Source organism: Nocardia sp. NPDC058176 (genome assembly GCF_042883805.1).
Lineage (GTDB): Bacteria > Actinomycetota > Actinomycetes > Mycobacteriales > Mycobacteriaceae > Nocardia.
Map to the genome: position 1 here is coordinate 2,311,080 of NZ_JBHVVA010000001.1, position 21,419 is coordinate 2,332,498.

General features: G+C 70.3%; 21 protein-coding genes. 7 read left to right on the top strand and 14 right to left on the bottom strand.

Annotation, left to right across the window (positions count from 1 at the left end):
- Positions 1-64 precede the first annotated feature (64 nt).
- Positions 65-1,156 carry an RNA ligase (ATP) gene (locus ACFVVM_RS10765; protein ID WP_387615950.1) on the top strand — a complete coding sequence of 364 codons (1,092 nt, stop codon included), beginning with the start codon at positions 65-67 and terminating at the stop codon, positions 1,154-1,156.
- A 262-nt stretch (positions 1,157-1,418) separates the two neighbouring features.
- Here ACFVVM_RS10765 and ACFVVM_RS10770 read toward each other — a convergent pair whose 3' ends face one another.
- Both ACFVVM_RS10770 and ddaH read right to left on the bottom strand, forming a co-directional pair.
- Complete coding sequence (locus tag ACFVVM_RS10770; RefSeq protein ID WP_387615952.1) at positions 1,419-2,609, bottom strand: low temperature requirement protein A; 1,191 nt, start codon at positions 2,607-2,609, stop codon at positions 1,419-1,421.
- A 36-nt stretch (positions 2,610-2,645) separates the two neighbouring features.
- Positions 2,646-3,509 carry a dimethylargininase gene (ddaH, locus tag ACFVVM_RS10775; RefSeq protein WP_387615955.1) on the bottom strand — a complete coding sequence of 288 codons (864 nt, stop codon included), beginning with the start codon at positions 3,507-3,509 and terminating at the stop codon, positions 2,646-2,648.
- 137 nt (positions 3,510-3,646) lie between these two features.
- Between ddaH and ACFVVM_RS10780 the strand changes: the two genes are divergently transcribed.
- The 4 genes from ACFVVM_RS10780 to ACFVVM_RS10795 all read left to right on the top strand — a co-directional run bounded on the left by ACFVVM_RS10780 (position 3,647) and on the right by ACFVVM_RS10795 (position 7,045).
- Complete coding sequence (locus ACFVVM_RS10780) at positions 3,647-4,084, top strand: Lrp/AsnC family transcriptional regulator (RefSeq protein WP_387615957.1); 438 nt, start codon at positions 3,647-3,649, stop codon at positions 4,082-4,084.
- A gap of 45 nt (positions 4,085-4,129) precedes the next feature.
- The gene (locus tag ACFVVM_RS10785; RefSeq protein WP_387615959.1) at positions 4,130-4,765 is read left to right on the top strand and encodes a precorrin-8X methylmutase; all 636 of its coding nucleotides are present in this window, start codon (positions 4,130-4,132) and stop codon (positions 4,763-4,765) included.
- Positions 4,766-4,770: 5 nt separating this feature from the next.
- Complete coding sequence (locus tag ACFVVM_RS10790) at positions 4,771-6,384, top strand: precorrin-2 C(20)-methyltransferase (protein ID WP_387616824.1); 1,614 nt, start codon at positions 4,771-4,773, stop codon at positions 6,382-6,384.
- A gap of 100 nt (positions 6,385-6,484) precedes the next feature.
- Positions 6,485-7,045 carry a PadR family transcriptional regulator gene (locus ACFVVM_RS10795; RefSeq protein ID WP_387615962.1) on the top strand — a complete coding sequence of 187 codons (561 nt, stop codon included), beginning with the start codon at positions 6,485-6,487 and terminating at the stop codon, positions 7,043-7,045.
- Here the strand turns inward: ACFVVM_RS10795 and ACFVVM_RS10800 are convergent.
- The 4 genes from ACFVVM_RS10800 to ACFVVM_RS10815 form a co-directional block, all read right to left on the bottom strand.
- Positions 7,028-7,780: a cobalt-precorrin-6A reductase gene (locus ACFVVM_RS10800; protein WP_387616826.1), complete on the bottom strand. Its 753-nt coding sequence runs from the start codon at positions 7,778-7,780 to the stop codon at positions 7,028-7,030. The genes ACFVVM_RS10795 and ACFVVM_RS10800 overlap by 18 nt on opposite strands.
- Entirely contained in the window at positions 7,777-8,370 is a 594-nt protein-coding gene (locus ACFVVM_RS10805; RefSeq protein ID WP_387615964.1) for a hypothetical protein, read from the bottom strand. The genes ACFVVM_RS10800 and ACFVVM_RS10805 overlap by 4 nt, the downstream gene beginning before the upstream one ends.
- Before the next feature lie 187 nt (positions 8,371-8,557).
- On the bottom strand, positions 8,558-9,811 hold the full coding sequence (gene cbiE, locus ACFVVM_RS10810) for a precorrin-6y C5,15-methyltransferase (decarboxylating) subunit CbiE (protein WP_387616828.1): 1,254 nt from the start codon (positions 9,809-9,811) through the stop codon (positions 8,558-8,560).
- Positions 9,790-10,542, bottom strand: a complete 753-nt coding sequence (locus tag ACFVVM_RS10815) for an SDR family NAD(P)-dependent oxidoreductase (protein ID WP_387615967.1) — start codon at positions 10,540-10,542, stop codon at positions 9,790-9,792. The genes cbiE and ACFVVM_RS10815 overlap by 22 nt, the downstream gene beginning before the upstream one ends.
- A gap of 136 nt (positions 10,543-10,678) precedes the next feature.
- Here ACFVVM_RS10815 and ACFVVM_RS10820 point away from each other — a divergent pair, with 136 nt between their 5' ends.
- Complete coding sequence (locus tag ACFVVM_RS10820; RefSeq protein WP_387615970.1) at positions 10,679-11,077, top strand: PPOX class F420-dependent oxidoreductase; 399 nt, start codon at positions 10,679-10,681, stop codon at positions 11,075-11,077.
- Between the two features lie 16 nt (positions 11,078-11,093).
- Here ACFVVM_RS10820 and ACFVVM_RS10825 read toward each other — a convergent pair whose 3' ends face one another.
- Entirely contained in the window at positions 11,094-12,221 is a 1,128-nt protein-coding gene (locus tag ACFVVM_RS10825) for a M24 family metallopeptidase (RefSeq protein ID WP_387615973.1), read from the bottom strand.
- A 141-nt stretch (positions 12,222-12,362) separates the two neighbouring features.
- Between ACFVVM_RS10825 and ACFVVM_RS10830 the strand changes: the two genes are divergently transcribed.
- A complete protein-coding gene (locus ACFVVM_RS10830; protein ID WP_387615976.1) occupies positions 12,363-13,337 on the top strand; it encodes a 5'-3' exonuclease H3TH domain-containing protein in 975 nt (324 codons plus the stop codon).
- A 56-nt stretch (positions 13,338-13,393) separates the two neighbouring features.
- Here ACFVVM_RS10830 and ACFVVM_RS10835 read toward each other — a convergent pair whose 3' ends face one another.
- The 7 genes from ACFVVM_RS10835 to ACFVVM_RS10865 form a co-directional block, all read right to left on the bottom strand.
- A complete protein-coding gene (locus tag ACFVVM_RS10835) occupies positions 13,394-14,164 on the bottom strand; it encodes a DUF4333 domain-containing protein (RefSeq protein WP_387615978.1) in 771 nt (256 codons plus the stop codon).
- A 119-nt stretch (positions 14,165-14,283) separates the two neighbouring features.
- Positions 14,284-16,980, bottom strand: coding sequence for a DEAD/DEAH box helicase (locus tag ACFVVM_RS10840; protein ID WP_387615980.1), 2,697 nt, complete (start codon positions 16,978-16,980; stop codon positions 14,284-14,286).
- Positions 16,981-16,983: 3 nt separating this feature from the next.
- On the bottom strand, positions 16,984-17,937 hold the full coding sequence (gene tatC, locus ACFVVM_RS10845) for a twin-arginine translocase subunit TatC (protein WP_387615983.1): 954 nt from the start codon (positions 17,935-17,937) through the stop codon (positions 16,984-16,986).
- Positions 17,938-18,034: 97 nt separating this feature from the next.
- Complete coding sequence (tatA, locus tag ACFVVM_RS10850; protein ID WP_387615986.1) at positions 18,035-18,307, bottom strand: Sec-independent protein translocase subunit TatA; 273 nt, start codon at positions 18,305-18,307, stop codon at positions 18,035-18,037.
- 92 nt (positions 18,308-18,399) lie between these two features.
- Complete coding sequence (locus tag ACFVVM_RS10855) at positions 18,400-19,428, bottom strand: 2-dehydropantoate 2-reductase (RefSeq protein WP_387615988.1); 1,029 nt, start codon at positions 19,426-19,428, stop codon at positions 18,400-18,402.
- The gene (locus ACFVVM_RS10860) at positions 19,425-20,408 is read right to left on the bottom strand and encodes a helix-turn-helix transcriptional regulator (protein ID WP_387615991.1); all 984 of its coding nucleotides are present in this window, start codon (positions 20,406-20,408) and stop codon (positions 19,425-19,427) included. Before ACFVVM_RS10860 ends, ACFVVM_RS10855 begins: the two co-directional genes overlap by 4 nt.
- The gene (locus tag ACFVVM_RS10865) at positions 20,405-21,400 is read right to left on the bottom strand and encodes a helix-turn-helix transcriptional regulator (protein ID WP_387615994.1); all 996 of its coding nucleotides are present in this window, start codon (positions 21,398-21,400) and stop codon (positions 20,405-20,407) included. Before ACFVVM_RS10865 ends, ACFVVM_RS10860 begins: the two co-directional genes overlap by 4 nt.
- Positions 21,401-21,419: the final 19 nt, after the last annotated feature.

A 21,419-nucleotide genomic window follows, 5' to 3' on the forward strand; every position in this document is an offset into this window, starting at 1 on the left:
GAAATTCGATCGACGCGTTCTCGAACCGCCCCTACGCTGAACCCCTCGATACGAGGGGGTTTCCATGTCCACACTGCAGGTGACGGCCGAACGGCTCGTCGTCCATCCGCATCCGAACGCCGACCGGCTCGAGCTGGCACAGGTCGGGCTGTACCGGGCCGTGGTGGCGAAGGGTCAGTTCAGCACCCGTGATCACGCCGTCTACATCCCGGAGCAGGCGATCCTGCCCGAGGAACTGATCGACGAGCTCGGCCTGACCGGGAAACTGGCCGGGGCACAGCGCAATCGGGTGAAGGCGGTGCGGCTGCGTGGGGAGGTGTCGCAGGGCATCGTGTGCACGCCCGCCGCGCTGAGCGGGGTGGATCTCGCGGCGGCGGCCGCCGAGCGCACCGATTTCGCCGAGCTGCTCGGCGTCGTGAAATGGGTGGTGCCGGTGACGGTGTCGATGTCGGGTCAGGTCGAGTCCGCGCCGGATCTGCTGCGGTGGGTCGATGTCGAGAACATCAAACGGTTCCCCGACATCTTCGCGGCCGGGGAGCCGGTGGTGGCGACGGAGAAGATCCACGGCACCGCGTGCCTGCTGACCCACGTCCGCGACGGGGACCGGATCCTGGTGTCGTCCAAGGGCATCGGCGGGCGCTCGATGGCGCTGATCGCCGCCGACGGCAACCTGTACTGGCGGGCCATCCGGGCACACGGCCTCGACGAGGCGGCCCGCAAGCTCGCCGCGGCCCTCGATGCCGACCGGATCGGCCTGTTCGGCGAGGTGTACGGCGCCGGGGTGCAGGACCTGCACTACGGCGCCTCGGCCGCCCAGGATGCCTCGCTCGGCTTCGGGCTGTTCGACATCGCGGTCGATCGGACCGGCGCGCCGGTCCGGTGGCTCGACCACCACGAGATCACCACGCTGCTCACCGAACTCGGCATCGAGCTGCCGCGGGTGCCGGTGCTCTACGAGGGCCCCTACGATGCCGAGGCCTTGCTGCGGCTGGCCGAGGGCACCGAGACGGTCAGCGGCGCGGGCACGAACATCAGGGAGGGCCTGGTGGTCCGGCCCGCCACCGAGCGACATTCCCCGGTGCTCGCCGGCCGGGCGATCGGCAAGATCGTCTCCGACGCGTACCTGCTGCGCGATGGCGGCACCGAGTTCGAGTGAACCCCGCGCTACGCGTGCGTCCTCGCGCCTTCCACGCCGGACGGCCCGGGATCGCACGCGTAGCGCGGCGACCAGCGACCGATCGCATCGACTACGAGGTCGGACTGGAAGACGACGGTCCCGCCCGCCGACGGTCCGACCAGACCTACCCTGCCGACCGGACCGACCAGACCTACCCTGCCGACCAGGCCGACCAGACCTACCGCGCGGATCGCGTCGACCACCCCCTGCCGCACGGACGGCGCCGCCGAATCCGGCCCGTTCATACCGGTCGTCGCGGACGAGTCACCTCCGCCACGACGGCCACCACCAGGACCACCGCCACCCCGATCACCAGCCACACCGCCCCCAGATGAGGCGCGGACCAGCCCAGCACCACCGCGACAACCAGACCCGGCACCGGCCAGCGCAGCAGCCACCGCGGACCCGCGCTCGGTAGTCCGCTCAGACCACACACCAGGAAGAAGGCCGCCAAACCACCGCCGAGCACCCAGCCGATGCCTACGGGCAGATGCCCCGAGGGATGCCCGGCGACCAGCCCGAGCCCGGCCGCGACGGTCGCCACCGACCCGCTCAGCGCGCAGTGCACCGCCATCACCCGCTGGCGCGGCAGATCGACCGTGCCCGGTGCGGCGCCCATCAGGCGGGGCACGAAGCCGAAGTTCAAGGTCAGCGCCCACATGCCGATCAGGCTCAGGAACGCGCCGACCCCGATCACCGACACGCGCACGGTCCATTCCTCGGCCGAGACCGCCGCGATCACCGAGATGACGCCCTCGCCGAGCACGATGATCAGGTACTGGCCGAGCCGTTCACCCAGGTGCGCCGGGTCCGCGCGCAGTGCCTGCAATGTCGGCGTCGCACCGGCGAACCGGTCTCGGCCGCGCCGTCCCGCCCGCCGCAACCGGGTCATCATCCGCCGGTTGGCCTCGGCCAGCAGCCGGTCGGCGTCGACGGCGAACATGGTCACCAGGTCGATCGCCAGACCCAGCGCCCACAGCGCGAACTTCCACGGCCCCGGCACCCACAGCGACACGATCCACGGCACGGTGCCGGCACCCATCTGGGCGATCGGCCAGTCCACGACCACCCGGCCGCGACCCCACGCCGAGGACGACACGATCCGCACCAGCACGTAGATCGCCGCGAACACGTTCGCGTGCTCGTCGGGCACCCCGGCCACGGCCGCCATCATCACGCCGAGCCCGAACATGCAGCCGAACACCATGGTGGTGTGCGCGTGCTCGCCCTCGATGTTGGAGTACACGGTCACGCACGCCCACACCACCCAGAACGCCAGGTAGAGCAGCACATACAGCCCGAACTCGCCCAGCGAGGGCCCGCGGTGCAGCAGATGGGTGAGCTGGCCGATGCCCGCGACGGCGACCAGGTCGAAGAACAGCTCGGTCCAGCTCGCACGCCGTTCTTCCGTGGACTGCTCCGGGTGTGCCACCCGCCAAGTATGTCGGCGGCGAGCGGCGTGATCCGGCTAGCGGGCGGTCGTGTCGCGGCGGTGGTGCAGCTCGAGCACGCAGCACTTCACCCCGCCGCCGCCCTTGCGCAGCTCGGACAGGTCGACCGGGACCGGCGCGAATCCACGGGCCCGCAGTGCCGCGATCAGCGCGGTGGCGCCGGGGTCGAGGAACACGTGGTGACCGTCGCTGACGCCGTTGAGGCCGAAGGCGAGCGCGTCGGCCTCCTCGGCCAGGATCGCGTCGGGATACAGCGCGGCCAGCACATCGCGGGCGGCGGGACCGAACGCGTCCGGGTAGTAGGCGATGGTGGTGTCGTCGAGGACCATGAGCGCGGTGTCGAGGTGATAGAACCGCGGGTCGACCAGTTCCAGGGACACCACCGGCAGGTCGAAGTACTGCTCGACCTCGGCATGTGCCAACAGCGAACAGCGAAACCCGACGCCGGCGAGGATGCGCTGCCCGGCGAACGCGAAATCGCCCTCCCCCTCGTTGGTTTCGGCGGCCGGGGCGAGCGCGCGCAGTTCGCGGGCGGCGAACCAGCGGTGGAACGCGGGCCCCTCCGCGGCGCGCTCGGGATGGGCGAAGCGCGCCGAGAGGGCGTGCCCGCCGATCACGATGCCGCTGTTGGCGGCGAAGACCATGTCGGGCAGACCGGGTTCACCGGGCACCGTCTCCACCGAGTGCCCGTGCTCCTCGAGCACCGCGCGCAGAATCTCCCACTGGGCCAGCGCGCGCGGGCGGTCGACCGGGGCGGCCGGGTCCATCCACGGATTGATCGCGTAGCTGACCTCGAAATGCTCCGGCCTGCACATGACATAGCGGCGCGGACTGGCGACCCGCGCGGGCGCTGGTACGCGAAGGGGGGCGGCGGCGGTCATCGTGACTCCCGGTGGCAGCGCGGATCGAACGGTTGCTACGACCGTAAATGTCAGCCCATTGCACGAGGAACACCGATTCGTTGCGCATATCGATGCGAGAATGGGCAATCATTGCGTCCCAACCGCGCGGGAGTGACATGGACGACATCGATCGCCGCATTCTGGGCGAACTGCTCACCCACGCCCGCGCCTCCTTCCAGGACATCGGCTCGATGGTCGGGCTGTCCGCGCCCGCGGTGAAGCGGCGGGTGGACAAGATGGTCGCCAGCGGGCAGATCACCGGATTCACCGCCCAGGTCAACCCGGCGGCGCTGGGCTGGACGACCGAGGCGTACGTGGAGGTGTACTACCGCGACAACATCTCCCCGGCCGAACTGCGCCGGACGCTGGAACCGATTCCGCAGATCGTCGGCGTCTGGACGATCGCGGGCGAGGCCGACGCGCTGGTGCACGTGATGGCCACCGACATGGCCGAGATCGAGGTCACCGTCGAGCGGATCAGGGAGAACGCGCGGGTCGGGCGCACCCGCAGTTCGCTGGTGATGTCGCGCATTCTCGAACGCCCGCGCACCTGAGTACCGACCGAGGCCGCGCCCGACCCAGGTTCTAGGGTTGTCCGCATGTCCGACGTACGTGCCAGCTACCTCACCGACGGGGCCGAGATCTATCGGCGCTCGTTCGCGACGATCCGCGCCGAAGCCGATCTCGCCGGTTTCCCCGCCGATGTCGAGCGGGTGGCGGTGCGGATGATCCACGGGTGCGGACAGGTCGACCTGGCCGCCGACATCGCCTACTCCCCCGGCGTGGTCGCCACCGCGCGCGCCGCGCTGCACGCGGGCAAGCCGATCCTGTGCGATGCGAACATGGTCGCTTCCGGCGTCACCCGCAAGCGCCTGCCCGCCGACAACGCGGTGCTGTGCAACCTCACCGACCCGCGCGTGCCCGAACTGGCCGCGCGACTGGGCAACACCCGCTCGGTGGCGGCGCTGGAACTGTTGCGCGATCAGCTCGACGGCGCGGTCGTGGCCATCGGCAACGCGCCCACCGCGCTGTTCCATCTGCTCGACATGCTGGACGCGGGGGCACCGAAACCCGCCGCGATCATCGGCATTCCGGTCGGTTTCATCGGCGCCGCCGAGTCCAAGCAGGCGCTGATCGACTTCGGCGGGGTCGAGTACCTCACCGTGCGCGGCCGTCGGGGTGGCAGCGCCATCACCGCCTCGGCGTTGAACGCGATCGCGAGCGAACAGGAGTGAGCGAGATCAGCACCGGGAAACTGTGGGGCATCGGCCTCGGACCGGGTGACCCGGAACTGGTGACGGTGAAGGCGGCCCGGCTCATCGCCGCCGCCGATGTGGTCGCCTTCCACAGCGCCCGGCACGGTCGCAGCATCTCGCGCGGGATCGCGGAACCGTATCTGCGGGACGGTCAGATCGAGGAGCACCTGGTCTACCCGGTGACCGTCGAGACCACCGATCACCCCGGCGGGTACCAGGGCGCGATCGACGAGTTCTACGAACAGGCCGCCGCCCGGCTGGCCGAGCACCTGGCCGCCGGACGGAATGTCGCCCTGCTCGCCGCCGGTGACCCGCTGTTCTACAGCTCCTACATGCACATGCACCGCCGCCTGGCCGACCGGTTCGAGACCGAGATCGTCCCCGGCATCACCTCGGTGAGCGCGGCCTCCGCCGCCCTCGGCACCCCCCTGGTCGAAGGCGAACAGGTCCTGACGGTGCTGCCCGGCACCATGCCCGTCGATGAGCTGACCGAGCGCCTGCGCCACACCGACGCGGCCGCCATCATGAAGCTGGGCCGCACCTTCCCCGGTGTGCGCCAAGCACTCTCGGACTCCGGCCGCCTCGCCGACGCCTACTACGTGGAGCGCGCGAGCAGCACCCGCGAGCGCGTGCTGGCCGCCGCCGACGTCGACGAGACCGAGGTGCCCTACTTCGCGATCACCCTGGTGCCCGGACCCACTCCAACCACTCCGATCCCCGCCCGCCCCGACCCCACATCCGCCCGCTCGGCGACCGCCGATCTGGTTGCCGCTCCCGGCCCGACCCAGGACACGCCCCCGTCGACCGGCGACACCACGCTGCGCCCATCCGCCGAATCGACCGGTGCCACCGGCGAAGTCGTCGTCGTCGGTCTCGGCCCGGGTGACGCCGCGTGGACCACACCGCAGGTCGCCGAGGCGCTCGCCGAGGCCACCGATCTCGTCGGCTACACCACCTACATCAATCGTGTGCCCGAGCGGGTGGGTCAGCGCAGGCATGCCAGCGACAACAAGGTCGAATCCGAGCGGGCCGCGATGGCGTTGGATCTGGCCAAGCGGGGTGCGAAGGTCGCGGTCGTCTCCTCCGGTGATCCCGGCGTGTTCGCCATGGCCGCAGCGGTTCTGGAGGTCTCGGCCGAACCGCAGTTCAAGGATGTGCCCGTGCGCGTGCTGCCGGGACTGACCGCGGCCAACGCTGTCGCCAGCCGGGTGGGCGCGCCACTGGGCCACGACTACGCCATGATCTCGCTCTCCGATCGGCTCAAGCCGTGGGATGTGGTGGCACAGCGCCTTTCGGCGGTCGCGGCAGCCGACATGGCCATCGCCATCTACAATCCGGCATCCTCCCAGCGACGCTGGCAGGTCGGGGCGATGCGTGACGTCCTGCTCGCGCACCGGCCCCCGGAAACCCCGGTGGTGCTCGGCCGCGATGTGGGCGGGCCGACCGAATCGGTGCGGGTGATCACCCTGGGTGCGCTCGATCCGGACGAGGTCGACATGCGTACCCTGCTCATCATCGGCGCCTCCACCACCACCGCCTTCGACACCCCGGCGGGCACCAGGGTGTACACCGCGCGCCGGTACGGCACCGGGGAATAGCAACTCCCGGCGAACACGCCGCAACCGGAGTCACTATTGGTGGACAGCACGCCCAGGCGTAACATTCCACTTAGGAATGTAGTTCGAAGGGAGTTGACCGTTGACCGACACCGCGACTCGACGCCGCCCGCTGAACTCCACCGCGGCCTCGCTACTGGGTTTTCTGCACGAGGGCCCGAAGTCGGGCTGGGACCTGGCCACCCAGGCCCAGGAGCGCGTGGGCGACTTCTGGACCATCACCCAGAGCCAGGTGTATCGCGAACTGTCCAGCATGGACACCGCGGGCCTGGTGACCAAGGGTGAACGCGGGGCCAGGGAGCGCACGCCCTACCGGATCACCGAGACCGGGCGCGAGGCGTTCGCCGAATGGATCGCCCGCGACCCCGGCGCCGAGACGATCCGGGTCCCACTGCTGCTCACGCTGTCGTTCGGCGAGCATCTCGAACCGGCCCACCGGGACCGGATCATCGCCGCCAACAAGAACATCCACCAGGACCGCCTCGATCGCTATCTCGACGAGGACGAGACGGCCCTGGCGCCACACCAGCGCGCCACCCTCGAGTTCGGCATCGCCTACGAGCGCGCGGTGCTGCACTGGTTCGACCAGCTGCCGTCGATCCTCACCCCGCGCGTCGAACCCGGCTCAGCGCACGTGCTCTGAGGCGACCTCACGCAACCAGTCGACGGCGTCCGGCACCGCGTTCACGGCGAGCGCACCCGCGGGCAGCGGTGGCCGGTCGATCATGATGACCGGCAGTCCCGCGGTGCGCGCGGCGAAGATCTTGGCCTCGGTCTGCTCGCCGCCGCTGTTCTTGGTGACCAGCACCCCGATGCGGTGGCGCGACATCAGCACGAGTTCCTCGTCGAAGGTGAACGGTCCGCGCGCCAGCAGCAGTTTGTAGCGGGGCGGCAGCGGCGCCGAGGGCGCGTCGATCGAGCGGATGACGAAACGGTGCCGGGTACAGCCGGCGAACGCGCCGACACCCTGGCGACCGATGGTCAACAGGACCGGCTCGTCGTGCCCCGGCAGCGCCGCGGCCGCCGCCGCCAGATCGGGCACCCTGGTCCACAGATCACCTCGGCGCTGCACCCATTCCGGGCGCCGCAGATGCAGCGCGGGGATGCCCACCTCACGCGTCGCGGTGGCCGCGTGGGCGCTGACCTGCGCCGCGAAGGGATGAGTCGCGTCCACGACGGCGTCGATCGCGTTCTCGCGCAGATAGGTTCGGAGGCCCTCGACACCACCGAACCCACCCACGCGGACCGCACCGACCGGCAGCCGCGGGTTGGCGACCCGTCCGGCGAGCGAGGACACGATGTCGAGTCCGCGCTCACCGGACGCGATCCGGGCCAGCTCCCGGGCTTCGCCCGTGCCGCCGAGGATCAGGACTCTCAGGGCTGCCCGCTGAAGTAGGCCTGACCCGCGTCGATGAGCGAAGGGCCACCGGCGATGAGCAGACCGATCACGCCACCGATGATGGCGCCCGGGATGATGGTGACGATGCCGATCGCGCCGAGCAGCGCGCCGATGACCGCGCCGACCAGCGCACCGGTGGAGGCCCGCTGCAGCTCGGCCGCGAACCACTGCTGGGAGCTGATGTCCTTGGCGACGACCGACTTCGGGGTCAGCGTCAGGGTCGAACCGTCGGCCTCGACGACCGCGGCGATCTCGGTGGTGGCACCGTCGACCTGGCCCGACAGCGGCACCAGCGCGATGACCTCGCCCGCCTCGTTCTTCAGCGTCACCGACTTCTGGTCGGCGTCGAGGCTGAACGCGCCGCCGGTGACCGTGGTGACCACCGACTTGCCGGCGTCGACGATCTGCGCGCGGTAGGTCACGCCGCGGTCGGCGCCCTGCACCGAGGGCGCGCCCTGTTCCTGCACGGCGGGGGCGGGCGCGGCCGGCTCGGCGGCCACGGGAGCGGCAGCGATGCCGGTCGCGACGATGGCAAGCAACGCCGGGGCGGTGAACTTCGAGTACTTCATGTAACTCCCCATCATGGAAAACCGAACCGAGTGAGGATTTACCCGGAACGGCCACGACCCTACCCCCGAGCCAAGCGTTCTACACGTTCGGTTCGTAACTTGCAGGATGCGGTGACCCTGCGCGAACCGTTTTGTCGTGATCTGCGCGTGATCTGTCCGTGATCGGTGCGGAGTGGATCGCGAACCGTCAACCAGCGGGTTTCGCGACGATCCACTGGGCGACGGGCAGGTGCGGCCGCCACGCCGTGAACCCGCCGAGCGGTTCGCCCCGGTAGATCTGAAATTTCCGCAGTGTTCCGCCGAAGGTCGCGAACCAGTCGAGCAGCAGCGCTTCCGATTCCGCCGTGACCGCATTGGCGACCAGTCGGCCGCCCGGACGCAGCCGCTGCCAGCATTCGGTGAACAGTCCGTCCTGGGTGAGGCCGCCGCCGAGAAATATCGCATCCGGTGCGGATAATTCGGTGTGGGCTAACTCCGAGCGCACTTCGCCGAGAATCGAAATTCCGGGAACGCCCAGCGCGGTGGCATTGGCCGCGATCTGTTCGCGGCGCGCGGGCAATCGTTCGAAGGTGACGGCACGGCACCGCGGATGAGTACGGCACCATTCGATGGCGATGCTGCCCGAACCGCCACCCACATCCCACAGCGTTTCCCCCGGTGCGGGCGCGAGGGCGGTGACGGTGAGGGCGCGGACCTCGGCCTTGGTGAGCTGGCCGTCGCCGGTGAAGGCGGCGTCTGCCAGGCCCGGCAGGCGGGTGTCGCGGCGGGCGCCCGCGGCGGCGCGGCAGTCGAGGGCGATGAGGTTGAGCGGGTCGCCCGGCGGGTGTGACCAGTCCACGGCGGTACCGGTGAGCAGGCGTTCGGCGGGACCGCCGAGTTGTTCGAGCACGGTCATCGTCGACGGACCGAATCCCTTGTCACGCAGCAATTCCGCGAGCCGATGCGGAGTGGATTCGTCTTCGCTGAGCACGAGAATACGGTGACCATCGGACAATTCGGGCAGCACGGTGGGCAATGGTCGGGCAACCACGCTCACCACCGGGATCTCGGCGAGCGGCCAGCCGAGCCGGGCACACGCCAGCGACGCCGAGGACGGCTGCGGGAACACCCGCAGCGCGCTCGCGCCGAAGCGCCGGGCCAGCGTCGCGCCGATGCCGTAGAACATGGGGTCACCGCTGGCGAGCACGCCGATGCGCCGGTCGGCGTTGCGGGCGAACAGCTCCGTCAGGGCGGGCAGCAGCGGGGTCGGCCATGGCACCTGTTCCGCGGTCCCCGGCGGGAGCATGGCGAGCTGACGCGGTGCGCCGAACACCACGTCGCAGGCCAGGACGGCCTCGCGAGCCGTCTCACCCAGCCCGGACCACCCGTCGGCGCCGATCCCCGCGACGACGATCGGCTGGCCTGCCCAGGTCGGACCGGTCACCGCGGCATCCGCCGCCAGATCGACTGCGGCAGCAGCCGCATCACGAAGAACATGACCGCCAACCGCCCCGGCACCGCGACCCGCGTCGCGCCCTTGCGCAGGGCACGCACGACCGCATCGGCCACCTGATCAGGGGTGCTGGCCATCGGCGCCGGATCCATGCCGGTGGTCATCCGGCCGATCACGAAGCCGGAGCGGACCAGCAGCAGTTGGACCCCGGTACCGTGCAGCGCGTCCCCGAGGCCGCTGGCGAAGCCGTCGAGCCCCGCTTTGGCGGATCCGTAGACATAGTTCGCCCGCCGCACCCGAACACCCGCGATGGAGCTGAACACGACGATCTGCCCGGCACCCTGTGCCCGCAGCAGCGTCGCCAGGGTGGTGAGCACACTGACCTGGGCGACGAAATCGGTATGCACCACAGCCACCGCGTGCGCCGGGTCCACCTCGGCCCGAGCCTGATCCCCCAGCACCCCGAAGGCCAGCACCGCCGTCCCGATCACCCCGTGCTCGGCAACGATCTTCTCCAGCAGACGGGCATGCGTCGCGGTGTCATCGGCATCGAACTCGACCGTGTGCACATCACTGGCCCCAGCAGCCCGCACCTGCTCCACCTCGGGCCCCAACGCCTCGGCCCGCCGCGCCGCCAAGATCACCACCCGCCCCGGCGCCAACCGCCGCGCCACCTCCAGCCCGATCTCACTGCGGCCACCGAGAACCAGCACCGACCCGTCGTTCGTCTGCGTACCCATACGCCCAGTCTGTCACCCCCGGGGTTTACATCGGACTCCCGCCGAGCCACCCCACCTCTCCACTCGAGTACGCCATGACCGCGCTCCCAGCCCCGCACCCGCGACCACTGAACCACAAACCAGCTACCGTCAACCCATGCCGACCACCACCGCCCAACTCACCCCCGCCGCCCAGGACTTCGTCACCGAACGCCACCTCGCCACCCTCACCACCCTGCGCGCCAACGGCACCCCCCACGTGGTCGCGGTCGGCTTCACCTGGGACCCCGAGACCGGCATCGCCCGAATCATCACCGACGGCGCCTCGGTGAAGGCCCGCAACGCGGCACGCGGCGGCTACGCGGCAGTCAGCCAGGTCGACGGCCCCCGCTGGCTCACCCTGGAGGGCCCGGCGACAGTGCTCACCGACAGCGCCGACGTCGCCGAGGCCGTGCGCCGCTACACCGAGCGCTACCGGGTACCGCGAGAGAACCCGACCCGAGTGGTCGTAGCGATCCAGGTCCGCCGGGTGCTCTCGTCCAGCACGCTGAAATAGCGGTTACGCGAACCGCTTACAGCTCGGTGAGCCCGTGCGGCCGCTGGTTCATCGACTCCACACCATCAGCGGTGACCACCACGATGTCCTCGATACGAGCACCCCACTTGCCCGGGAAGTAGATCCCCGGCTCGATGCTGAACGCCATCCCCGGCGCCAGCACCAGATCATTGCCCGCCACGATGTAGGGCTCCTCGTGCACCGACAGCCCGATCCCGTGCCCGGTGCGATGGACGAAGGCATCACCGAGTCCCGCCTCGGCGAGCACCGTCCGGGCGGCGGCGTCGATCGATTCCGCCGTCACACCGGGCCGAACCGCCGCCACGGCCGCCGCCTGGGCGGTTTCCAGCAACGCCATCTGGTCGGCGACCTGCTTGCTCGGCTTACCGAGGACATAGGTACGGGTCGAATCGGAGAAGTAGCCGGGCTCGACGGGCCCACCGATGTCGATGACGACCACATCGCCCTTCTCGATCGTGCGCTCGGAGTGCTCGTGGTGCGGGATGGCGCCGTTCGGGCCGCTACCGACGATGACGAACGCGGCCGCCGTGTGCCCCTCCTCGACGATCGCGGCCGCGATGTCGGCGGCCACCTCGGCCTCGGTCCGCCCCGCCCGCAGGAACTCCCCCATCCGCGCGTGCACCCGGTCGATCGCCGCACCCGCGCGGCGCAATGCCTCGATCTCGGCCTCGTCCTTGATCATTCGCGACTCGCGCAGCACCGGCGTCGCCGAGGCGGGCAGCCCGGTGGTCGACTCGGCGAGCGGGATCAGGTGCAGGGCGGGCATCGCATCGGCGACGGCGATGCGGGAACCGGCGTGCAGCGTCGAGCGCACCAGTTGATAGGGATCGACACCGTCGACCCAGTCCAGCACCTTCAGTCCCAGCTCCGCCACCGCCGACGCCGCCAGCGAGGCCACCTCGAGCTTCGGGATCACCACCGAGGGCGTCGCGCCGTCGGAGGTGATCACCAGGCAGGTGAGCCGTTCGAAGGATTGCGCCTTCGAACCGATCAGATACTCCAGATCGGGACCCGGCGTGATGAGCAGGGCGTCCAGATGCGCCCCGCGCATCGACTCCACCGCCCGCTCCAGCCGCTGACCGTAGATCTCCGCCGCGAACCTTGCCTCCGTGTGCGCGCTCATAGGTTTCGACGTTACCCGCCGCGCACCGGCCGTCGCAGCATCGGCGACCGGAGCGGAACCGGATCGTGCTGCGCGTCGCCACGCCGGACCCGCGGGCACGGCCACGGACGCCCGCACCCGCGTTGGGGGCACAATCACCTCGTGACCGTTGACCAGACCCCCCGCGGACCCCTGCTCATCCTCGACGGCGCCAGCCTCTGGTTCCGCGCCTACTACGCGATCCCCGACAAACTGCGGGGCGCCGACGGGCGCTCGGTGAACGCGGTGCGCGGATTCACCGACATGGTGGCCTCGCTGATCACCAAGCACCGGCCGAGCAGGCTCGTCATCGGACTCGACCTGGACTGGCGCCCACCGTTCCGGGTGGCGCTGGTGCCCTCGTACAAGGCGCACCGGCTCGACACCAGCGACGCGGCCGCACCCGGCGCCGAGGAGGTGCCCGACACGCTCACCCCGCAGGTCGAGATGATCCTCGAGGTGCTCGCCGCCGCGGGCATCGCCACCGGCGGCGCCGAGGGCCTCGAGGCCGACGATGTGCTGGGCACCCTCGCCAGCCGGGAGCGCACCGATCCGGTGATCGTCGTCAGCGGTGACCGTGACCTGCTGCAACTGGTCCGCGACGACCCGGCGCCGCCGGTGCGCGTGCTCTACGCGGGCCGCGGCCTGGCCAAGGCCGAACTGTTCGGTCCGGCCGAGGTGTCGGCGAAATACGGTGTGCCCGAACAGAACGCGGGCCCGGCCTACGCCGACATGGCCACCTTGCGCGGCGACGCCTCCGACGGACTGCCCGGGGTGGCAGGCATCGGCGACAAGTCCGCCGCCCAGCTGATCTCGAAGTTCGGTTCGCTCGACGCCCTGATGGTCGCGGTCGCCGATCCGGACTCCGGGCTGGCGAAGGGGATGCGCGCGAAACTCGTTGCGGCGCAGGACTACCTGAAGGTCGCCGCGCCGGTCGTGCAGGTGGTGCGCGACGCCGAGGTCGTGCTGTCGGGACCGGACACCCTGCCCGCCACCCCGGCCGACCCGGAGCGCCTGCTCGCCCTGGCCGCCGCCTACAACGCCGAGAGCCCGATCACCCGGCTGGTCACCGCGCTGACGGCGGTGCACACCGGGTGAACGACGCCGGGCCGCCCGCACACTGCGGACGGCCCGGGGAATCGCGGTGCGACAGCCTAGTTCGGGCGGCCGACCTCGTAGGTCCCGTCATCCTTGGTGATCTTGATGGTGACCTGCTTGTCCTCGCCGCTGACCTTCAGGTCGCAGGTGAAGGTCGCGTCGACCTTCACCTCCTGACCGGAGGGGCAGCTCACGTCGGAGACATCGGCGATGCCGTAGGACTCCTTCAGCACGCGCGAGACGCCGTCCTGCACAGCGGACTGATCGAGCTCGTCGGACGCGAACAGGACGAGCAGCAGACCGATGATCGCGGCGACCACGAGCAGACCGGCGACGACGAGGCCGATCACCAGGCCCTTGCCCTTGCCGCCGGACGGCTGCGGCTGCTGTCCCCACTGCTGCTGTCCGGGCTGGGGCTGCTGCCCCCACTGCTGCTGCGGCTGCTGGCCACCCCACTGCTGCTGGGCGTTCGCGCCCTGGGCGTTCCAATCCTGCGGCGGCGGCTGGGTCTGACCCCACTGCTGCTGCGGTCCGGTGGGCTGCTGGGGCGGCACACCGCCCTGCGGCGGCTGCTGGCCCCACTGCGGCTGCTGTGCGGGCTGCTGCGGCTGCCCCCACTGCTGCTGCGGCTGCTGTGCGTTCGGGTCACCCCACTGCTGGGTGGGCTGACCCTGCTGCGGCGGCTGGCCCCCTTGCTGCGGCGGCTGCGCCGCACCTCCCCAGTGCTGCGTGGGACCGGCGCCACCGGCCCCCTGCTGACCTCCCCAGTGTTGGGTGGGATCGTTGCTTCCCTCCCCTGGGCCATTCGGTCCGTACGGGCCGCTCATCCACTCGCCTCCACTCGCATCGTTGTACATACGGTAGCCCCCCGCGCCAGGCCAGCCGCATTCGCACGACTCCGCCATCACGGTCGGTACGCGAAGAAATCAAATCACAGACGTATCGACTACGCGGCGTCCACCGCAACGACACCCCGCCGAACCGCCCGCACCGCCTTGGCCGCGGTGGCCGCGATCTCGGTGTCGTCGGCGGTGTTGTGGATCTGGTCGAGCAGGTCGATCACCTGCCTGCACCAGCGCACGAAATCGCCCGCCGACAGCGGAGTTCCCTGATCGCCGCTCGCCAGCAACGACTCGGCCAATGCGTCGCCGCGCGCCCACTTGTAGACGCCGGTGACGAAGCCGAGATCGGGTTCGCGGGTCGGTGGCAGCTTGTGCCGCGACTCGTCGGCCCGCAGCTGGCTCCACACGTCGAGCGTGGCGCCGAGCGCGCGGCGGATCGGTTCGGTCGGGCCCGTGGCGGTGAGATAGCCACCCTCCTGGCGTGACTCGTAGACCAGCGCGGAGACCACCCCGGCGAGCTCGGCCGGGCCGAGACCGCGCCACAGCCCCTGACGCAGGCACTCGGCGACGACGAGATCGCTCTCGGCGTAGATCCGCGCCAGCCGCCTGCCGTCGATGGTCACCTCGCCGTGTTCGACGAAGCCGCGTTCCTCGAGCAGCCCGACGATCCGGTCGAAGGTGCGCGCGAGCGAATTCGTCGTCGCGGCAACCTTCTGGCGCATCGTCTCGGTCTCGCGGGCCAGCCTGCTGTACCGCTCGCCGGTGCGGCTGAGCTGTTCCCGGTCCGGGCGGCTGTGCGCGGGATGGGAACGCAGACTGCGGCGCAGCGTGGCGAGTTGGCGATCCTCGCCCCCGCGCGTGTGGTCGTTGCGCCGGCGCCTGCCGGGAGCCGAGATGCCGGTGCCCCGCAGCGCCGAGGCCAGATCGCGGCGGATGCGGGCGGCGCGGTGATCGACCCGGCGCGGCAGGCGCATGTGCCCGAGTGCCTCCGCGGGCGTGGGGAAATCGGCCGCGGACACCCGGCCCGCCCAGTGGTCCTCGGTGAGGACCAGCGGACGCGGATCGCCCGGCGTCTGGTCGGGTTCCAGGATGACGGCCAGCCCGGCCCGCCGGCCCGACGGAATCGCGACCACGTCACCGCGGCGCAACTCGATCAGCGCCTTGACCGCGGCACCACGCCGGTCGGCCCGGCCCTGCTGCTGGATCTCGCGCTCGCGCTGCTTGATCCGCTCGCGCAGCGCCAGGTACTCCATGAATCCGCCGTCGACCCCGCCGAGCTGGCTCTCCAGCTTGCGCATCGCGCCCTCGTTGCGCTCGATGCCGCGCACCAGCCCGACCACCGAGCGGTCGGCCTGGAACTGGGCGAAGGACCGTTCCAGCAGTGTCCTGGCCTCCTGGGCGCCCATCCGGTCGATCAGGTTGATCGACATGTTGTAGCCGGGCCGGAACGAGCTGCGCAGCGGATAGGTGCGGGTGGAGGCGAGACCGGCGACCGCGCTGGTGTCGACCTCGGGCTGCCACAGCACCACCGCGTGGCCCTCGACATCGATGCCGCGACGGCCGGCCCGCCCGGTGAGCTGGGTGTACTCGCCCGGGGTCAGCTCGGCGTGCGATTCGCCGTTGAACTTCACCAGCCGCTCGAGCACCACCGTGCGCGCGGGCATGTTGATGCCGAGGGCGAGGGTCTCGGTGGCGAACACGGCACGGACCAGGCCCTTGACGAACAGTTCCTCGACCGTGTGCCGGAAGGCGGGCAGCATTCCCGCGTGGTGGGCGGCCAGCCCGCGCTGCAGGGCGTCGCGCCACTCCCAGTAGCCGAGTACCTCCAGGTCGCCCTTGGGCAGATCGCCGGTGTGCTTCTCGATGATCGCGTCGATCTGTTCGGTGTCGCCGGGCCTGCTCAGGTCGAGCCGGGCGCGCAGGCACTGGGCCAGCGCGCCGTCGCAGCCCGCGCGGCTGAAGATGAAGGTGATCGCGGGCAGCAGCCCTTCCTCGTCGAGACGAGCCAGCACCTCCGGGCGAGGCAGCGGACGGAAATTCCCGCGGGCGCCGCGGCCGCGCGGGCCGCCGTAGCCCTGCATCCGGTCGGCGGACTCGCGCTGGCGGATGAAGCGCACGAGATCTTCGTCGACGAGCACCTTCTGATCACTGGACTTGGTGTCGAACAGGTCGAACATCCGGCGCCCGACCATCACGTGCTGCCACAGCGGCACCGGCCTGGTCTCGTCGACCACCACGGCGGTGTCGCCGCGCACGGTCTCCATCCACGCGCCGAACTCCTCGGCGTTGGACACCGTCGCCGACAGGCTCACCAGCCGCACGTCCGGCGGCAGGTGCAGGATCACTTCCTCCCAGACCGCGCCGCGGAACCGGTCGGCCAGGTAGTGCACCTCGTCCATCACCACATAGGACAGGCCGTCGAGGGAATCCGAGGACGCGTAGAGCATGTTGCGCAGCACCTCGGTGGTCATCACGACCACGGGCGCACCGGGGTTGATCGACTGGTCACCGGTGAGCAGGCCGACGCTGTCGCGGCCGTAGCGGGCGGTCAGATCGGCGAACTTCTGGTTCGACAGCGCCTTGATCGGCGTGGTGTAGAAGCATTTTCCGCCCGAGGCCAGCGCCATGTGCACGGCGAACTCACCGACGATGGTCTTGCCCGCGCCCGTCGGCGCGCAGACGAGCACGCTGTGCCCCGCTTCCAGGGACGCACACGCGGTGCGCTGGAAGGGGTCGAGCTCGAAGGAGATTTCGCTGGCGAACTGCGCCAACTCGGTGGCCCCGGCGGGAGAATCGGTCACCCGTCAGAGCGTATCGGAGTAGTCCGACACCGGGCGCGTGGTTTTCTGCGGGTCGGCGACCGGATCGGCCGGGGCGACCGGATCCGGGGTGTCCAGCGGCGAGGCTTCCTCGTCGTCGAGGGTGCCCCAGTCGGAGTTCGCCTCGCGGCGGGCCCGGCGGGCGTCGTTGATCCTGGCGAACTGCACCGCCAGCTCGAACAACAAGGTTAGTGCGAACGCCAGCGCCAACATCGAGAAGGGATCCTGCGGTGTCACGATCGCGGCGAAGACGAACAGGCCGAAGATGATGCCGCGCCGCCACGCCTTGAGCTTGACGTAGGACAGCACACCGACCAGGTTCAGCCCGATGATCACCAGCGGTGTCTCGAAGCTGACGCCGAAGATGATGATCAGCTGGATGATCATGCTGAAGTACTCGGAGCCGCTCAGCGCGGTGATCTGCACGTTGTCACCGATGGTCAACAGGAACGCCAACGCGTGCGAGACCACGAGGTACGCGAGGACGGCACCGGCCACGAACAGCACGCTGCCCGATACCACGAATCCGACCGCGTACTTACGTTCCTTGGCGTAGAGCCCCGGGGTGATGAACGCCCACAGCTGATAGAGCCAGAACGGCGCGGCCAGCACCACACCGGCGGTGAAGCCGACCTTCAACCGCAACATGAACTGTTCGAACGGGCCGGTCGCGAGCAACCGGCACGCTCCGTCGGGACTCAGACTCGCGCGGGCCGATTCGGGCAGCGCACAGTAGGGCCCGCGCAGGATCTCGCCCAGGCTCTCGATGCCGAACAGTGTTTGCGCGTACCAGAAGACGCCGAAGATCGTGGTGACCGCGATCGCGGCGAGCGCGAGCAACAGTCGAGTGCGCAGCTCCTGCAGGTGCTGGACCAACGACATGGTGCCGTCGGGATTCGTCCTGCGCTTGCTGCGCCGGGGATCGAACGGGATGCGCATGGTTGGTGGTGGCCTCTAACCCTCGGTTCGGCGGATGCTCGGCGAAACAGCACTGCGCCCCGGAGCGGTCACGGCCGCTCCGGGGTGAACTTTCAGGTCAGAGCGACTTCTCGCGCTGCTGCGGTTCCACGACCGGGGCCTGCGGCTGCGCGGCGGAGGCCGACAGCTGCTGCGGCGGCGCCGGGGTGGCGTCCTGCGCGGGGGTGGAGGCCGGGGTCGCCGACTCCGACTGCATCTGCCCGACCTCGCTCTTGAAGATGCGCAGCGACCGGCCGAGACCGCGCGCCGCGTCCGGAAGCCGCTTCGCGCCGAAGAGCAGGACGAACAGCAACGCGATGATCAGCAGGTGCGTCCAGCTGAACGTGCCCATTTTCAGATACCTCCCAAGACTGTGGTGGTTACCGATGCTACCCGTCCGCGAGCAGTCGCGAGCGCTCACCCGCAGCGTTGTTCGCCACGCGTTCAACCCTGGACGGCGCGGGCGGCACCGGTCAGCTCGGCCAGCAGGCGGCTGCCGGTGAACCGTCGATCGTCACCGGACTCGGCGATTCTGATCAGTTCGGTGAGGCGCCGGTTGACCGGCGTCGGCTGTCCGACCATCTCGCCGAGGCGCACGATCTCCCCGCACAACCACGCGATTTCGGTGCGGCGGCCCAGCGCGAGGTCGTCGGCCATCGACGAGCGGGCGAGCGGGTCGATGGCCAGTACCCGGCCGAACACGCGGCGGAAAATGCCGTCGGGGACGCGCAGCAGATGCACCATCAGCTCGGGGGGCACCGGGGTCAATTGCGCGGGCCGAATTCGCGCAGTGTTCATCACCGCGAGCGCTTCGGCCTGGGTCAGCGCGAGGCAGCGCCGGTAGTCGCGCTCGGCCAGTTCCTCGCGCAGCGGCCGACCCGAGAGGGCGTTGATCGGGTTGTTCAGATTGAGCAGCAACTTGGCCCACTGCACCGGGCGCAGGTCGCGATGGCGGCGCAGGGGCAGTCCGGCGGCCCGGAACCGGTCGGCGAACCGGTCGACCACCGGATCGTCCTGGATCGCGACCACGCCGTCGCTGGCCCGGTGGAACCGGCCGCGACCGCGATGCACGACGTTGAACATGACCATGCCGGCCAGCACGATGCTGGTCGGCAGGATCTCCCGGATCAGGCTGGCATTGCCGATGCCGTTCTGCAGGCTCACCACCGGGGTGCCGGGGCGCAGCCTGCCCGCGACCGCGCGGGCCGCCTCGGCGGTGGCGGCCGATTTCACGGTGATCAGGACCAGGTCGGCCAGCTCCGGTTCGTCGGGTTCCAGGGCCAGCCCGAACCGGTCGGCGGGCACCTCGGTGGCGCCGCCGTCCAGGTCGGTCAGGGACAGGCCGTGCTCGGCGATGTCGTCGAGCACCCGCTGGCGGCCGACGAAGATGACTTCCATGCCCGCGGCGGCCAGGTGACCGCCGATGAAGACCCCGATGCTGCCCGCACCGAGGACCAGTACTCGCTGGCTCACGCCGACTCGGTCTCCCCCAGTAGTCCGGCGGCCGCGTAGGCGGCCAGTGCGGCGTCGGCGCGGTCGCGCACCGCCGCCACCAGGTCGGGCGGGCCGAGCACTCGCACGCCCGTCCCGAAGCCGAGCAGCAGTCGTGCCATCCAGTCCGGCGAGGCGAAGCGCATGCCCGCCTCGATGCTGCCGTCGGGACGCGATTCGATGCGGTGCATCGGGTACTGGTCGAGTACCCAGGCGTAGTCGGCGCGGATGCGCAGGCGCGCCAGCGGGACGGCGGGGTCGTCCTGGAACAGGTCGAGCGCGGCCGCGTCGGCGGCGGCGTGGCTGGGCGGGCGGGCCGGTTCGTCGAGTTCGGTGGCGTCCTCGATCCGGTCGAAGCGGAACAGGCGCACGCCCTCGGCCTGCCTGCACCAGGCCTGCAGGTAGCTGTTGTTGTCGACCAGGACGACGCGGATCGGGTCGACGGTGCGTTCGGACACCTCGTCGCGGCTGGCCGAGTAGTAGACCAGGCGCAGGGCGTTGCCGTCGGCGAGCGCGGCGCGCACGGTGGCCACGACCGGTGCCTCGGCGGGCACGGTGACCGGTTTGCCGGTGACGACGGCGTCGCTGCTGGCGATCGCGGATTCGATCTTGGCGATCGCGGCGTGCGCGGCGGTCGGGTCGACCATGCCGGGCATCTCCACGATCGAGCGCAGGGCCACCAGCAGGGCGGTCGCCTCGGTGGAGGTCAGTCGCAGCGGGCGTTCGATGCCCGCCGAGAAGGTGACCTCGATGCTCTCCTCGGAGAACGACAGGTCGATCAGATCGCCGGGCCCGTACCCGGGCAGCCCGCACATCCACAGCTGGTTGAGGTCGCTCATCAGCTGTTTGGTGGTGACACCCAGTTCGGCGGCGGCCTCGGCCGCGCTGATCCCCGGGTGCGCGAGTAAGTACGGCACCATGTTCAACAGGCGCGAAAGGCGTAGGGACAGGCGCGAACTCACGACGCCACCTCCGTGTGGTCGAGTACCGACCGTAGCCGGTTCATCACATCGGCGCGCAGTTGTGGCGGATCGAGCACGAGAACATCGGGTCCGAGGCCGGTGATCAGCCGGGCGACCCAGTCGCGGGAGCGCACCGGCACCTCGAGCACCGACCCCGGCCTGCCGCCCAGGTCGCGGGTGTCCACCTCGGTGCCGATGCGGCGCAGTTCGCGGCCGCGGCCCTTGGCGACCCACACGGTGGCCGAGCCGGTGACGGGCGCGTCGCCGGTGACCTGGTCGACGATCACCCGCAGGTCGGTGTCCTCCGGTTTGCGCACGGCGTTGACCGGACCGTACGGGGTGACCTGGCCGCCGATGCGGGAGAGCCGGAAGGTGCGCACGGCATCGCGTTCGCGGTCGTGGCCGACCAGATACCAGCGACCGTGCCGGGTCACCACGCCCCAGGGTTCGACATCGCGGGTGACGAACGGATCGGTGACGGCACTGTGATGACCGAAGCGCACGGCCTGGCCGGCGTCGATCGCGGCGAGCAGCTCGCGCAGCACCGGTTCCGAGCCGCGGGTGCGGGCGGGCACGGCGGGCACCGAGACCCCGACATTGTCGGTCTCGACGGTGACCCCGGCCGCGCGCAGCTTCAGCAACGCGCCCTCGGCGGCACCGGCCAGTTCGGGTGAGGCCCACATCTGCACGGCGACGGCGACCGCGGCCGCTTCCTCGCTGGACAGGTCGATATCGGGCAGTTCGTAGGCGTCCCGGTTGATCCGGTAGCCCTCGAGCGTCGAGAACCGGCCGACCGGACCCACTTCGAGGGGAATGCCCAGGTCACGTAGCTCGTTCTTGTCGCGCTCGAACATCCGGCTGAACGCCTCGTCGGTCGCGGAGTCCTCGTAACCGGCCACGCTGGCGCGAATACGTTCCGCACTCAGGAACTGCCGGGTCGACAGCAGCGCGATGACCAGATTCATCAGCCGCTCGACCTTCGATATCGCCACCCGATAGAGGGTAATGGTC

What these genes read in the sequence shown, in the direction of transcription:
- ACFVVM_RS10765 (WP_387615950.1), top strand. Translation starts at nt 65, where the DNA reads ATGTCCACACTGCAGGTGACGGCCGAACGGCTCGTCGTCCATCCGCAT.
- ddaH (WP_387615955.1), bottom strand. Translation starts at nt 3,509, where the DNA reads ATGACCGCCGCCGCCCCCCTTCGCGTACCAGCGCCCGCGCGGGTCGCC.
- ACFVVM_RS10780 (WP_387615957.1), top strand. Translation starts at nt 3,647, where the DNA reads ATGGACGACATCGATCGCCGCATTCTGGGCGAACTGCTCACCCACGCC.
- ACFVVM_RS10785 (WP_387615959.1), top strand. Translation starts at nt 4,130, where the DNA reads ATGTCCGACGTACGTGCCAGCTACCTCACCGACGGGGCCGAGATCTAT.
- ACFVVM_RS10805 (WP_387615964.1), bottom strand. Translation starts at nt 8,370, where the DNA reads ATGAAGTACTCGAAGTTCACCGCCCCGGCGTTGCTTGCCATCGTCGCG.
- ACFVVM_RS10815 (WP_387615967.1), bottom strand. Translation starts at nt 10,542, where the DNA reads ATGGGTACGCAGACGAACGACGGGTCGGTGCTGGTTCTCGGTGGCCGC.
- ACFVVM_RS10820 (WP_387615970.1), top strand. Translation starts at nt 10,679, where the DNA reads ATGCCGACCACCACCGCCCAACTCACCCCCGCCGCCCAGGACTTCGTC.
- ACFVVM_RS10825 (WP_387615973.1), bottom strand. Translation starts at nt 12,221, where the DNA reads ATGAGCGCGCACACGGAGGCAAGGTTCGCGGCGGAGATCTACGGTCAG.
- ACFVVM_RS10835 (WP_387615978.1), bottom strand. Translation starts at nt 14,164, where the DNA reads ATGAGCGGCCCGTACGGACCGAATGGCCCAGGGGAGGGAAGCAACGAT.
- tatC (WP_387615983.1), bottom strand. Translation starts at nt 17,937, where the DNA reads ATGCGCATCCCGTTCGATCCCCGGCGCAGCAAGCGCAGGACGAATCCC.
- tatA (WP_387615986.1), bottom strand. Translation starts at nt 18,307, where the DNA reads ATGGGCACGTTCAGCTGGACGCACCTGCTGATCATCGCGTTGCTGTTC.